Raw genomic sequence first — 12711 nt, 5'->3', positions numbered from 1 at the left:
GCCAGTTCCGGGAAATGACGATGTGGATTGCACAATCCACGCGAGTCAGTCAGGCAGCGGTCGACATCATCGGCCCAAGGTCCTGGGGTCGCTGCTTGCGATGGTAGGCGGTTGTGATCGTGGGGAGCGGGGATCGATCATTCGGTTGCGCGATCACGAAATTCCACCCGGTCGCAGGCGCGTAAAGGATGACCGCATTGGTGCCGTGCCGCTCGCGAGCTGCTTCATCGAGCTTCGGGTCGCGCAGCACCCGCTGCAGGGCCGGCCCGAGCATATAGCGAATCTGCCGCCAACCCTCGTGGGCCTCGAGGTGGTTGGCCCGAGCGCAGAACTGATCAAGTGCGTGCGCCATCAGGCGCGTCGGCCCGAACCCTGGCACGTGGTAGATGAGATCGAGGCGGTCGGCAAGCGTGAACTCCGTGACGTGCTCAAGTCGTCGCGGTTTCTCCCAGGCCGCGGATCGGTTCTCGATGCGAATGTGCGCATCGGCGAACTGAACGGACAAGGCACTCGCCCACGGTGTCAGTTCGGGAAGACCGCTGCGGCGGTGCATGAGTTTGCGGACCTGCCCACGCGAGACCGTGAGATGCAAATTGTTCCCGGCTCGGTCGTCCCCAAAGATAGCGCGTTCGATCAACAGATGGTGGAGCGCCCCCAACTCGGCCGCTACGTCACGATGCTCAATCGCATAGGGCACATCGATGCGCAACACACCTTGTCGCTGCACGCCATTGGCAAACGACACTTCAAAGCGCTCGGGCTGCTCGGTTGCCCTGGTAAATACGGTCAGTTCGTTCATCGACTATCTCCTGATGAGACGTAGTGTGTCGTATCAGGAGTCAAACGCAAGTGGGCTCAACGGTTCACGAGAAGTCTGGCCACCACCAGACCATGCAGGGCCATGCCGACATTCAAATCAAGAGCGCCGTGGTATGGGGGCAGTTGATCGGCGGTCACCTCGTGCGCTGGATAGCGGACATCGCCCGTCATGAGGCGCAATCTGTCCGAATGCGGCACTCGTGCGATACGCCGCACCACGAACGTGCCGCGTAACGACAAGACATATTCGCCATCGAGCGACACACTCGCCATGGGTACGTACGCCACCATGTCACCGTGCCGCACGTATGGCTCCATCTCGTTGGATTCGATCCGCAGCAAATAGAGCGTCGATTCCGCGGGGTAGTTGGGAGGGAGCGGCGGCACGACGGTTGTGCGTGACAAGCGCTCGTGATTTCGCACCGCCTCGAGAAGCGCAGCACAAACGAGGGAACTGTCGGCGCCGGGAATTTGCGCCATCGCTGGACAGGTTGACAGCGCTCCTCTGGGCATGCGTTTGCCGTCGTCGAGAAGCGTATCGACCGACACTCCGAAATAGTCTGCGATGTCGCCAAAACGCCACGGGTCCGGCGCGGTAGCTCCGATGAGCCACTTGCCCGCGGAGCTTGTGGAAACGCCAAACTCGCGTGAAACGAACCGGGTACGCCCGAGACCCGAAGCGGGTGCGCCTTTCTGATCCAACAACTGATTGAAATTGGTGGCAAACCGCTGCCGAAACAGTTCGGCTTGTCGACTCATGATGCTATCACCTTCGATGTAGAGATGCTGCGTGGCAACATGATCAATTCATAAAACGGCACTTTTACTATGCTACACCGCGAAATCTTGAGGTGTCGCTAAGTGGCGCATTCGTTGACAAAAATCAGTTGCAAAAAAATGTATTCGTTGAATAATTGCGCACATCGTGACAAAGTTTCTCTCAGTGTGAGAAATACCAACCGACCCGTCTGACGCAGGCCTGCCATGACCGTTACCACGAAGAACATCCATGATCTCAATCACCAGTACCTCCTGGCGATGAAGGAGCACGCCTTGCGTGACATTGCGGATGCAAGCCAACGCTTCGGGGTTACGGTCGAATTTGCCCAGACCGTCACGGACATGACACAGCAGGAGTTGAAGACAGCCGCGCAGACCGGAAACCTGATCTTCCGTTCCTGCCTCACGCCCAACGATCTGGGCAACCTGATTCGCGCCGACGACACACTGCGCAATGTTCTGGGTGTACTGGCAGCCTCGCGGGCGGTGGAGGCGGCATAATGGGACGCACTGATCAGAGGACCGAACCGGTCAAACGCAATCAGGCCATCATGTACGCTGCCAAACTCGCCGAACTGGGCGCGCGCCCACCGACGATCGCGGGGCTGCTGCCTTACCTGCCGGAGACCATGATCAAGGACATCTTCGCGGAAGTCAGGGGGGAGCGGTCGCGGAGAGGACCGACGCCTTACAAGACGAGCGCCCACTTTTCCTCCCCGCGGAATCGGATTCAGGCAACGCTAGCTCTAGTGTTATTTGTCGAGTACCGCAATACGGGTATTCACGATATCGATGCGATCATAGCGACCTTTGAGCGTTACTGCCAATTGTTCGGTGCCCAAACAGAGCAGAAGGGGCTTTCCTTCGATCGCTTGGTCAAACTGATCAGCAACTACTTGCACGGCGGGGGCATCACCCTCGAAAAATGCCCCGGATGCGGGATGCTGCACATCCACGACGTGCATGAATTGCTGACGGCACGCGACTGCCCCTTGCGCAAGTTGGTGCCCGAATTCAACACCCCGTACCTATACAAGCGCGCCGCGCGCACGCCGCAATCCGATAAGGCGCCCGCACCGCAACCGCACACTGCGCCGCTGTGGGCAGAACGCTCAGACTCCCCGCGAGCCCCACAGCGGCTCAACTGAGAAAAAAGGCGGCCGCGGGCCGCTTTTTGCATTAAACGCGGGGAAATCGCGCTTTTGGCGAAGTGCTCCGATTGTTGGGACGCGCCACAATCGGGACCATGCTGAACAAACTTCTGTCCACCATCGGTCTTGCTGCCAAACCGCAGCAGGCATCTTCGCCCGCCGCGCCGGAGCGACCCTCGGTGCGCGTTGGGGCGCCCATCTACCCGCCGGTCGACCGCGGCGTCGCGTTCCTCGATGCGGAGGAGTTGATTGCCTCGCAGTCAGAATTGATCAGCCGGTTGCGTTTGGCAGCAGGATGCGACGACACGACCTTTGAGCGCCTCTACGGCAGCGTGATTCGCAACGTGGCCGATGCCATCAACCTGCTGCCTGCCACTGAATCCGGCACGCACAATGGGGCAGGGGGGCTTTTCCGCCTGTCTCTCGAGATCGCATTCTTTGCCTTCCAGGCCTCCGAAGCGACGATCTTTGCCGCGCGCGCCGGCGTCGAACAACGCCGCGAACTCGAGCCCCGGTGGCGCTACGCCACCTTTCTGGCGGGATTGTGCAGCGAGCTCTATCGCCCGATCACGCAGATGCTGGTCAGTACGCCGGACGGAAAATTGTGGCCCGCCTATCAAGTTGGCCTCGGCGACTGGCTGCGCGAACAGGGCACCGACCACTTTCTAGTCCGCTGGCTCACGGCCGCCCCCGGCACACAGCGTCCCGGCCAAGGGGCAACGTCTTACCTGGCGCACCGCATCATCCCGGCTACGAGCCTGCAGTATCTGCACGAAGGGTCCATCGAGATCGCACCGACGCTATTTGACTGCATTGCAGGCGTACGGGCAGGACAGTTCGAAGTGAGCCCACTGCAGAAGATTGTCTCGTCCGTGCGCGACAAGGTAATTGCCCGGGACGAGGCCCTCAAGCCACAGCGCTACGGCAAGCTGCGCGTAGGCACGCACCTCGAACCGCATCTGCTTGATGCCATGCGCCGGCTGGCGACAAACGGGACGTGGGTCATCAACGCGAAGAAAGCACGCCTGTGGTATTCGCAAGAAGGCCTGTTCCTCGTCTGGAAAACGGCGGCGAAAGAGATCATCGAGTTGCTGCAGAAGGACGGCACAACAGGCGTGCCGCAGGACCCGCAGACTCTGGTCGAACTGCTGACCAATGCGCAGGTCTTCGAGGTCGATGGCGCCGGCAGCCCCTATGTGATGATCCGGCCGCCGGAATCGGCAAACGATCTCATCGCGGTGAAATTCGCCAATCCGCTGGCCCTGCTCGGGGCACTCGCAGACGAACCCGAGCCAGTGGCGTCCGTGCTTGGCAATGCCGCTCCGGTCTCGGCCCCCGCTACCACGGCGGCCGCGCCTTCCGTGCCGGCCACAACAGACGCACCCGCTACGACTTCACCGCCCCCCGTGCCTCCAGCTGCCTCTGCACCCGCCGCAGCACAAGCAGCCACGAGCGACGCGCCACCGACGCCAGCACAGGCAGCCGTCAAACCGCCGGCGCCCACCGCAGCGCCGAATCGCAACGACGAGCGCGATGTCGGCGCGAACGTGCCCGATGCGCTAGGCAAGGCCGTCACGCCCTTGTGCCGGGACGTAATCGGGGCGCTCATCGACGACATGCGCTCGCAAGGCCAAAAGGTGCAGGCTGGCAAACACCCCCTTGGTTTCGCGATCGGCATCGAGCAGGTGGCCGGGTATGGCGTCGATGCAACCCGGTTCGTTGAGGAAGTCAGCCGTCTTGGCTGGCTCGTGCCGCACCCCGATAAACCATCTCGTAAGTTCCACGAAGCGCAGCTGGGCAACAAGCTCGTGCGCGCCATCGTGATCAAACTTCCAATCGCGACCGACCTCGGTCTCACCACGCCATGACGCTCGCTCTACAACGCCTAGACAATCCGTTGCGCCCCGCGTACGAGGGGATCGCAGCGGTCTGCTGGACAATCGCCGCAGGCTTGATGTTCGGCATCGTCATGCTGACCTCACTGCCGCGCTCGGCGCTTGCAATCATGGGGCTTATTTCAATCGTCATGGCCACATGGCGATGGCGGCAGGCGTTAAAGCGTTGGGATTACAAGATCGACCTGATCGGCAAGCCATTTGCGTACCTGCGCGCGATGATGCTGGTGCGGCTGATGAAGGCTCGCCCGGATGAACTGTGGCTTGGCTTTGGCTTCAACTGGTCGCGCGTCCACGCGCAACGTGCGGTCGAGATGCGCAAGCACGCAGAGGAGGATGTCTTGCCGCCGATGTGGTTCCGCAAACTGCGCGGCGCAGCCAAGCTCCTGCAGCCTGTGGGCAAGGCGTGGATTCACGCGATCGGCGGCAAGGAGGAGCAGGTGTATGTGCCGCTGACCTCCATCCAAGGGAACACCTTGATCCTGGGTACCACGGGTAGCGGAAAGACCCGCCTGTTCGAGGTTCTCGTCACCCAGGCCATCCTGCGCAACGAGGTCGTGATCGTGATCGACCCGAAAGGCGACAAGGAACTGCGCGACATCATGCAGCGTGCCTGCCAGCTTGCGAACCGACCCAATGCGTTCATCGAGTTTCGGCCCGCCTTCCCGGCAACGTCGATTCGTATCGACCCGCTCGCCAACTGGAGCAACGTCACTGAAGTTGCATCGCGGATCGCTACCCTCATGCCCTCGGAAGGCGGCGGCGACAGCTTCGTGCAGATGGCGTGGAAGGCCGTGCATGTCGTGTCAGAAGGCTTGGTGTATATCGATCAGCGGCCAACCCTCATGAAACTGCGACGCTACATCGAAGGCGGCGCCGAGAAGCTCATGGAGGAGATGCTCCGCACCTTCTTCACCCGCAATGTGGCGCGATGGGAAACGCTCGTCTCGCCCATCATTCAACGTGCCCGTGAGGGCAAGCTGCCAACCAAGATGCAGGGCAGCGCCGAGCTGCTCGCCTACATCCATTTCTACAAGAACGAGATTGCCGAATCACAACGGGAAGCGGCCATTGACGGCCTGCTGGCGATGGTCGAACACAACCGGGATCACCTCGGCAAAATTCTCGCATCGCTGATCCCTTTGCTCGTGCAGCTCACCGCAGGGGAGATCGGCAAGATCCTGTCGCCCGACCCCACCGATCTCAACGACACGCGTCCGATCTTCAACTCGTCGAAGGTGATCGAGGGCAACCATGTCCTGTACCTCGGCCTAGATAGCCTGAGTAACCAAACAGTGGGCTCGGCCATCGGCTCGATCCTCCTGTCCGATCTGGCAGCCGTGGCCGGCGCCAGGTACAACTACGAATCAGCGCCGCGCACGATCCAGTTGCTCGTCGACGAAGCCAACGAGTCGGCCAATGCGAGCCTGCTATCCCTGCTCAACAAGGCCAGAGGAGCGGGCTTCGTCCTCACGGTGGCAACTCAAACTCTGCCCGATTTTATCGCGCGGCTTGGCAACGAAGCGAAAGCGCGCCAAGTCTTGGGCAACTGCAACAACCTCATCGCGCTCCGAACGATCGACCGGCAGACGCAGGATTTCGTCTGCGAGACATTCGGCACGACGCGCATCCAGACCGTCTCACGCAGTCTCGGACTCGGGTCCGAAACGGAATCGACCGGCATCGACTATCGCACCACGGCAACGCAATCGCTCGGCGAGGAAGAGGTCGATATGTTCGCGCCGGAACTTCTCGGGATGCTGCAGAACCTGCATTACGTCGCCAAATTGGCGGGAGGGCGAATCGTCAAGGGGCGTCTGCCAAAGCTCACCTACGGGGGTGCCTGATGCTTCCAGGGGAGCAGTACGAGATTTCATCACGCCAACTGATTTCGGCGGCGCACTCGCTGCAGCATGCGGTCGCGCAAACCAATCGCACGAAGCTGCTGAAGGCCATCACGCAACAGGCGAACCCCTATCTTGACGCGTTGAATCTGCGCCTGGCAGCGCTCGTCACGCACGAGTACCCGGACGCGCTCGGCGGCTCGCTTCTCGCCAATGCGATTGCCGACGCAGCCGACGCGTATGCGCGCAAGGCTGAGAACGGCGGTCGACTTGAGGATAGCGAGTATGCCTACGTCGCGGCGCTCCTGCATCGGAGCAGTGCGATTGCTGACTTCTCGGTCCACGGTATCAAGCGCAGCGGCTCCGAGTTATGGCGCCCCTTCCCGACCACGCTTTTCGAGTGGCTCGAATCGCGTCAGTTCTCCACGCTCATCTTTACCCGCAAGATCACCTCGCAAGCGGCCAGACATGCAGCCCTCGTGTTCCTGAGTGGGCACTTGCTGACTTTCGACCGCGCGGCCCTCGTCGCGGACCTTCTGCCTCACAACCCGGATTGCGCCTGCCATGTGGATTAAGCACGCCTTCTTCTGGTTCGTCGCCGCCTTCGTGGTGTTCCTCGTTGTGCCGATGTTTTCGAATCCCCAATCGCAATGGGAGAACGCCAAGACCGAGTTGCGTATGATCACCTCGGCCTTTGGCCAGCACGATGCCCGCGATGTGGCCGCCGACGCCAAAGCCGCGTACGTGGCGATGTTCGTCGATACCGGATTCATCGACACGACACGGCGGGCCTATGTCACCGAGAAGGACCGCCGCGAATCGACGATGCCGTTGGCAGGCGGCGTAGGGGCGACCGTGGCGCTCACGAACAACTATATCGAGACGCTCGGTGCCATGGTCTATGTTGTGGTGTTGCGCCTGCGCATGCTGATGGGCTGGATTCCGTTCGTGCTGCCATTCCTGGTTGGTCTTGTCGGGGAAGGGTACGCGCGGCGCAAGATCAAGTTCAGCGAGTTCGGCGAGTATGGCGCGACGGTCTTTGCCGGCGCGGTCCATCTGGGCGTGGTCCTGCTCATGCTGCCCGTTTTCTACACCCTCGCACCCTTCCCGGTGACACCGCTGTTCATCCCCGGTTGGATCTTGTTCGCCAGCTTCCCGATCGTGATCGCAATTGCCAATGCCAACCAGATTCTGCCGCGGTAAATGAGGGGATATCGGCCTTTTAACGACGAGAAATCCGATCGCATGCGTTGGAGAATCAGCGCATGGATCATCTTGCCGCCGCTGCTGCCCTACGCGCACTAACACACGCCCTTTCGCCGGTCCGTGCGTACCTCGACGACCCGCTCACGCAGGAAATCGAGATCAACGGACCCAATGATGTATGGGTGGAGCGTGCGGGGGTTCAGTCGAAAGTCGATGTGCGCATCAGCACGACCGAGCTTGAGACAGCAATAGGCGTGCTGGCCCGCCTGTCGAACAAGGACGCGAAGGCTGGCACCGCTGACGGGATCATCGACGCACGAATGGAGGGCTTTCGGGTGGCGGCAGCGCTGCCGCCCACGTCCGTGCATGGTCCGTCGATGTGCATCCGAAAGCACAACCCGGTGCACCTGTCGCTTGCCGATTACGTGAAGGCGGGCGCACTCAACGAAGAGTGGGCCGAACGCCTGCGCGACATGATCCGGTCGCACAAGAACGTGCTCGTGGCGGGCGGCACCAGCAGCGGCAAGACCACGTTCGTCAATGCGCTCTTGGCCGAGATCCCTCAAGAGGAGCGCATCCTCACTATCGAGGACACCCCGGAACTGAAAGTGCTGTCGCCGAATTGGGTATCGCTCGAATCGAACACCCAGGCCGGCATCTCGACCCGCGACCTCGTGCGTCTCGCGCTGCGCTACCGCCCAGATCGCGTGATCGTGGGGGAAGTGCGCGGCGGCGAGGCATTCGACCTGCTCGACGCGGCCAACACCGGTCACGACGGGGTGATCGCCACGCTGCACGCCAGTTCCAGTTTCGATGCGCTGTCGCGCTTCGAAACCCTGATTCTGCGCGCCGGCATCGACTGGCCGCACCGCGCGATCTGCGCGCAAATCGCCCGAACCATTGATTACGTGGTGTTCATGGCCCGACGCAACGGCGTGCGGAGGCTTCAGGAGGTGCTGGAAGTACAGGATTTCGAGAACGAGCGCTATGTGACCAACATGCTTTTTGATGCCAACTGAAAGGAGCGAATCCACCATGAAAGATCAACTCGTCAATCTCCAAGCCAAGGCGCATGCACGCGCGCTCATGGCGGCTCGCCTGCCCGCTACCCGCACAGCCATGCAGCTGTGCCTGATGGTGTGCGTAGGGCTCATGCTCTCGGCCGTCGCCATGGATGCGATGGCTGCAGGCGCCATGCCATGGGAAGGCCCATTGTGTGCGGTAGCAAACTCGATGAAGTCGACGGTCGCGCGCGCAGCGGCGGTCATCGCCATCGTGATCTGCGGCCTGGCGATGGCCTTCGGCGAAATGAACGGCATCTTCAAGACCCTCATGGGACTGATCGCCGGCGCCTCGATGGCCTTGCTCGCAACCCAATGGCTGAGCTTCCTGGGCGGCGGCTCGTCGGTCTGCGCGACGGTCGCCTAAGGGGTTTGCCACATGGATCGCCGTGTCACCCCCATCCACCAGTCACTCCTCGAGGTCAAGACGGTCGCAGGAGTGGAGTCACGCATGGCGATCCTCAATGGCACCTTCGCGGCCGCATTCACGCTCGGTCTTAACAACCCGTGGATGCTGCCGGTGGCCGTCGTGACGCACATTTTCTTGCGATGGCTCACCCGCAAGGATCCACACATCATCAAGATCTATTCGCAGTACCGCATCTTGGGCTCGGTCTACGACCCGTGGCCGAAGCGCAAACAGAGAACGAACATGCGCCCGAAAGGTTTCGGGCAGGGCTTACTGTATTGAGACCGAGCAGGATTGCATATCAATGTTGAACCTTCGCAAACTCGTCAAGAGCTACGATGACTCAGCCCGAGCGTATGCCGAGCTCGTGCCATGGATGGCGCTCGTCGAGCCCAGCATCGTGTTGAACAAGGACGGAAGCCTGCTCGCGTGCTTCGAGTTTGATGGCGTCGATGTCGAAGGCTGCGAAGGTTACGAGGTCGATGCCGTGAGCGCCGCAGCCGAACACGCCATGCGGATCACCTGTGATGAGCGCATTTCATTGTGGTGGACACTCGACCGCCGCCGCACCCAGCTCTACCCCGATGCGCAGTTTGAGAACCACACGTCGGCACTGGTCAACGACTGGTGGAAGGAACAATTCCTGACCGCCGGACAGTTCCGTAATCGGCACTTCCTTTCCGTGCTCTACACCCCACCGGGCGGCATTGAGGGCATTTTCGAGAAGCTCGCTCATTACACCAAGGTCGAAGGTCTGAATTTCGGCGCCGCGGTCAGCGAAACGATCAAGAGTTCGCTCTTCGGACGTGCCGCGTTTCGGTATGAACACCGGCAGTTGGTCACCTACATCAACGAGTTTCAGGGACGCCTGCAGTCGTTCAGTCGCACACTGAGCGAGTCCGGTTTCCGGCTGCTCGAAGAAGAGGACCTGCTGGGCTTCCTGCATCGCCGCGCGAGCCCCGCTTCCACCGCAGAGCGCATTCGTCTACCCGACACTCCGGCATATCTCGACTCCTACCTGACGGCCAATTTGCTTGTCGAGCGCGGCGACACGATCGCGTTCCGCGGCACCACGGACAGGCACGCAGCAGCCGTATCGATCAAGGGGTGGCCCAAGCGGGGCACAATGCCGGGCGTGATCGACGGTTTGCTTGCCATGCCATTCGAGCTGACCGTATCCCAAGTGATGCGAATCTCGAGCCTGGAAAAGACGCGTAAGTACATCCAGGACGTAGAGCGGCACAACCGGAATATGAGCAAGCCGCTGAAGGCGGTCATCACCGAGGCATTCACGCACCAAGAAAGCCAACAGATGGACATTGGCCGCGTGGCGATGGCCGAAGATGCCTCGGCAGCACTCACGAGCCTTTCCACTGATTCGCGCATCTTCGGGCACTACAACTTCACCGTGTTTGCGTTCGGAGACAGCGAGCGGGATGCCGACGCGATGGCGCGCGAGATTCAAGGTTATCTCGACCGCATCGAGTTCGTATCCGTACGCGAAACCATGCACCTGATGAGTTGCTACGCGGGCTCGATGCCAGGACAAGCAGGGGCGTTGGTGCGGTGGCATTTCGTATCCACCGGCAACCTCGCGGACCTCGCGCCGGTGCGGGGCTTGGGCGTGGGCGACCCGTACAACCGCCACTTCACCGACCAATACTCGACACCTGATCGACCGCTGCCGTCCCTGACGGCACTGCCCACAGAATTCGCCACCCCGTACTACTTCAACTTCCATCAGTCGGATCTCGCGCACACCCTCGTCGTGGGCCCGAGCCGCAAGGGCAAATCGACCTTCGTAAACTTCCTGATCTCCCAGCACCAGAAGTACGCGCCATGCCACACCTTCATCTTCGATAAGGACTACTCGTGCCGAATCCCCACGATTCTGCAGGGCGGGACGCACGTCGACTTGGCCGGCGAACATGGCGGCAAGGTCGCGCTGAATCCGCTCAAGGTGGTGGGCGACGCTAACAATTGGGCATGGCTGACCAAGTGGTTAGAACTTCTGATTACGTCACGGGGTTACGCAATCACCGCCGAGGACGATATCTCCATCGGCGCTGCGATCAAGAATCTGGCGGGCCTGCCCGAATCTCAGTGGCAACTGCTCACCTTGTGCACGCTGCTGCCATCGCACCTTCACGAACAACTGCGTCGGTGGGTTGGAGAAGGGCCGCTCGCACGCTTCTTCGACAACGAGGAGGATACGTTCAGTCTCGGCGCATTCACCTGCATGGAGATGGGCCGTCTGTTCGATGAACCCATCGTGGCGCGCGCCTTCATCGAATACGCCTTCTTCCGTATTGCCAGAGCGCTCGATGGGCGCCCCGCGCTGATTTATGTCGAAGAGGCGTGGTTCATGCTCGAGGATGATCGGTTCGCCTCGGGGCTGAACAACTGGCTGCGGACCCTCGCCAAGAAAAACGCCTGGGTCGTCATGGCGACGCAATCCCTCGACGAACTGGCCCGTAGCGATGTGTTCGTGCCGATTCTCGAGAACATGCCCAACCGCATCTATCTACCCAATCCCGAGATCGTGGCCAACCGCGAGCTGTACTCGGACAAGTTCGGGCTCAACGAAGAGCAGATGCGTCGTATCCAGTACGCGCGCCCCAAACTGCACTACTACATCACGACACCGCTGCTCTCACGCATGGTCGAGGTCAGCCTCCCACCGCACATCCTCGCCGTGGTGCGATCGGACGCGAAGGCGCAGAAGGTCTTCAATCGGCACCAAGCATCGAATGATCCGGACTGGATGGTCAACTATCTCGAGGAAATGGCAAATGGTTAAGCGCACTCTCCTTGCCACAGTATTTGTGGCCAGCGCCCTGCTGCACTCGCCGGCGCACGCGGGGGCCGCGGCAGGCGGCGCAACCGAAGTGACGCAGATACTCAACAACATCCAACTGTTGATGCAGAGCGTCACGCAGGAAATGCAGTACGCGACCGATGTGGAACACCTCGTCGTCAACACGTTGCAGCAAGTTCCCGGCTCGGATACCTCGCTGCTCGCGGACGTCGCCAAGGCATCCAATCTCCTCTCCAGTGCTCAAGGCGCAACGCGCTCTTTGGAGTCACTCAAGACGGACCTGGGTTCGCTCGAAACCCATGCCCAACGCCGCTACGACCGATTCATCGCCTCGGGGCTCACGTGGAGTGACTACGTGGCCCGTGAGAAAGAAATTGCGGCACAGGATCGCCGCCGCGCCAAAGCGGTGACCCAAGCGGAGGAGGCTGCCATGCAACGCGTCAAAGAGACGTGGGGCAGCTATCAGCGCTATCAACGCGAGATCACGACCTCACAAGGCGAGCATCAGTCGATGCGCATTCTCAACGGTCAGATGAACGCGCTCATCGGCACCATGAACACCGTGCTCGATCTCTCGACCGTACGCTCCAACGTCGAAACGGAAAAGAATTTCAAGCAATCGCTCCGTGAGGCGGAGGAGATGGAGCAAAAGGCGAAGTTGCGTGATGACCGCGTGCGGCACCATGACTACGCCATCGAGCAGTTGAAGCGTCTCAAGAGCATGTAAG

The 12711-nt window shown here is 60.8% G+C and carries 13 protein-coding genes; 11 read left to right on the top strand and 2 right to left on the bottom strand.

Features of this window, described 5'->3' with window-relative positions; translation table 11 throughout:
• Positions 1-49: 49 nt before the first annotated feature.
• Positions 50-799, bottom strand: a complete 750-nt coding sequence (locus GO615_RS05615; protein ID WP_169126058.1) for a hypothetical protein — start codon at positions 797-799, stop codon at positions 50-52.
• A 56-nt stretch (positions 800-855) separates the two neighbouring features.
• Positions 856-1578 (bottom strand): LexA family transcriptional regulator, encoded by a 723-nt coding sequence (locus GO615_RS05610; RefSeq protein WP_169126057.1) that lies wholly within the window; start codon positions 1576-1578, stop codon positions 856-858.
• 225 nt (positions 1579-1803) lie between these two features.
• Between GO615_RS05610 and GO615_RS05605 the strand changes: the two genes are divergently transcribed.
• The 11 genes from GO615_RS05605 to GO615_RS05555 all read left to right on the top strand — a co-directional run bounded on the left by GO615_RS05605 (position 1804) and on the right by GO615_RS05555 (position 12710).
• A complete protein-coding gene (locus GO615_RS05605; RefSeq protein ID WP_169126056.1) occupies positions 1804-2100 on the top strand; it encodes a flagellar transcriptional regulator FlhD in 297 nt (98 codons plus the stop codon).
• Complete coding sequence (locus tag GO615_RS05600) at positions 2100-2747, top strand: FlhC family transcriptional regulator (RefSeq protein ID WP_169126055.1); 648 nt, start codon at positions 2100-2102, stop codon at positions 2745-2747. Before GO615_RS05605 ends, GO615_RS05600 begins: the two co-directional genes overlap by 1 nt.
• A gap of 98 nt (positions 2748-2845) precedes the next feature.
• Positions 2846-4618 carry a MobH family relaxase gene (mobH, locus tag GO615_RS05595; protein WP_169126054.1) on the top strand — a complete coding sequence of 591 codons (1773 nt, stop codon included), beginning with the start codon at positions 2846-2848 and terminating at the stop codon, positions 4616-4618.
• Positions 4615-6492 (top strand): conjugative transfer system coupling protein TraD, encoded by a 1878-nt coding sequence (gene traD / locus GO615_RS05590; protein ID WP_169126053.1) that lies wholly within the window; start codon positions 4615-4617, stop codon positions 6490-6492. Before mobH ends, traD begins: the two co-directional genes overlap by 4 nt.
• Positions 6492-7064, top strand: coding sequence for a hypothetical protein (locus tag GO615_RS05585; protein WP_169126052.1), 573 nt, complete (start codon positions 6492-6494; stop codon positions 7062-7064). Before traD ends, GO615_RS05585 begins: the two co-directional genes overlap by 1 nt.
• Positions 7054-7692: an IncC plasmid conjugative DNA transfer DtrJ family protein gene (locus GO615_RS05580; protein WP_169126051.1), complete on the top strand. Its 639-nt coding sequence runs from the start codon at positions 7054-7056 to the stop codon at positions 7690-7692. Before GO615_RS05585 ends, GO615_RS05580 begins: the two co-directional genes overlap by 11 nt.
• A 62-nt stretch (positions 7693-7754) precedes the next feature.
• Positions 7755-8714, top strand: a complete 960-nt coding sequence (locus tag GO615_RS05575) for a TadA family conjugal transfer-associated ATPase (RefSeq protein WP_169126050.1) — start codon at positions 7755-7757, stop codon at positions 8712-8714.
• Positions 8715-8730: 16 nt separating this feature from the next.
• Positions 8731-9123, top strand: coding sequence for a TrbC/VirB2 family protein (locus GO615_RS05570; protein WP_169126049.1), 393 nt, complete (start codon positions 8731-8733; stop codon positions 9121-9123).
• Between the two features lie 12 nt (positions 9124-9135).
• The gene (locus GO615_RS05565; protein WP_169126048.1) at positions 9136-9447 is read left to right on the top strand and encodes a VirB3 family type IV secretion system protein; all 312 of its coding nucleotides are present in this window, start codon (positions 9136-9138) and stop codon (positions 9445-9447) included.
• Between the two features lie 22 nt (positions 9448-9469).
• On the top strand, positions 9470-11965 hold the full coding sequence (locus GO615_RS05560) for a VirB4 family type IV secretion/conjugal transfer ATPase (protein ID WP_169126047.1): 2496 nt from the start codon (positions 9470-9472) through the stop codon (positions 11963-11965).
• Positions 11958-12710: a hypothetical protein gene (locus tag GO615_RS05555; RefSeq protein ID WP_169126046.1), complete on the top strand. Its 753-nt coding sequence runs from the start codon at positions 11958-11960 to the stop codon at positions 12708-12710. The genes GO615_RS05560 and GO615_RS05555 overlap by 8 nt, the downstream gene beginning before the upstream one ends.
• Position 12711: the final 1 nt, after the last annotated feature.

It is taken from the genome of Aromatoleum evansii (genome assembly GCF_012910805.1).
In the GTDB taxonomy this organism is placed as follows: domain Bacteria; phylum Pseudomonadota; class Gammaproteobacteria; order Burkholderiales; family Rhodocyclaceae; genus Aromatoleum; species Aromatoleum evansii.
This window is presented reverse-complemented; position numbering and strand designations above follow the sequence as displayed.

What these genes read in the sequence shown, in the direction of transcription:
- GO615_RS05570 (WP_169126049.1), top strand. Translation starts at nt 8,731, where the DNA reads ATGAAAGATCAACTCGTCAATCTCCAAGCCAAGGCGCATGCACGCGCG.
- GO615_RS05610 (WP_169126057.1), bottom strand. Translation starts at nt 1,578, where the DNA reads ATGAGTCGACAAGCCGAACTGTTTCGGCAGCGGTTTGCCACCAATTTC.
- GO615_RS05605 (WP_169126056.1), top strand. Translation starts at nt 1,804, where the DNA reads ATGACCGTTACCACGAAGAACATCCATGATCTCAATCACCAGTACCTC.
- GO615_RS05560 (WP_169126047.1), top strand. Translation starts at nt 9,470, where the DNA reads ATGTTGAACCTTCGCAAACTCGTCAAGAGCTACGATGACTCAGCCCGA.
- GO615_RS05565 (WP_169126048.1), top strand. Translation starts at nt 9,136, where the DNA reads ATGGATCGCCGTGTCACCCCCATCCACCAGTCACTCCTCGAGGTCAAG.
- GO615_RS05580 (WP_169126051.1), top strand. Translation starts at nt 7,054, where the DNA reads ATGTGGATTAAGCACGCCTTCTTCTGGTTCGTCGCCGCCTTCGTGGTG.
- GO615_RS05555 (WP_169126046.1), top strand. Translation starts at nt 11,958, where the DNA reads ATGGTTAAGCGCACTCTCCTTGCCACAGTATTTGTGGCCAGCGCCCTG.
- mobH (WP_169126054.1), top strand. Translation starts at nt 2,846, where the DNA reads ATGCTGAACAAACTTCTGTCCACCATCGGTCTTGCTGCCAAACCGCAG.
- GO615_RS05600 (WP_169126055.1), top strand. Translation starts at nt 2,100, where the DNA reads ATGGGACGCACTGATCAGAGGACCGAACCGGTCAAACGCAATCAGGCC.
- traD (WP_169126053.1), top strand. Translation starts at nt 4,615, where the DNA reads ATGACGCTCGCTCTACAACGCCTAGACAATCCGTTGCGCCCCGCGTAC.
- GO615_RS05615 (WP_169126058.1), bottom strand. Translation starts at nt 799, where the DNA reads ATGAACGAACTGACCGTATTTACCAGGGCAACCGAGCAGCCCGAGCGC.
- GO615_RS05575 (WP_169126050.1), top strand. Translation starts at nt 7,755, where the DNA reads ATGGATCATCTTGCCGCCGCTGCTGCCCTACGCGCACTAACACACGCC.
- GO615_RS05585 (WP_169126052.1), top strand. Translation starts at nt 6,492, where the DNA reads ATGCTTCCAGGGGAGCAGTACGAGATTTCATCACGCCAACTGATTTCG.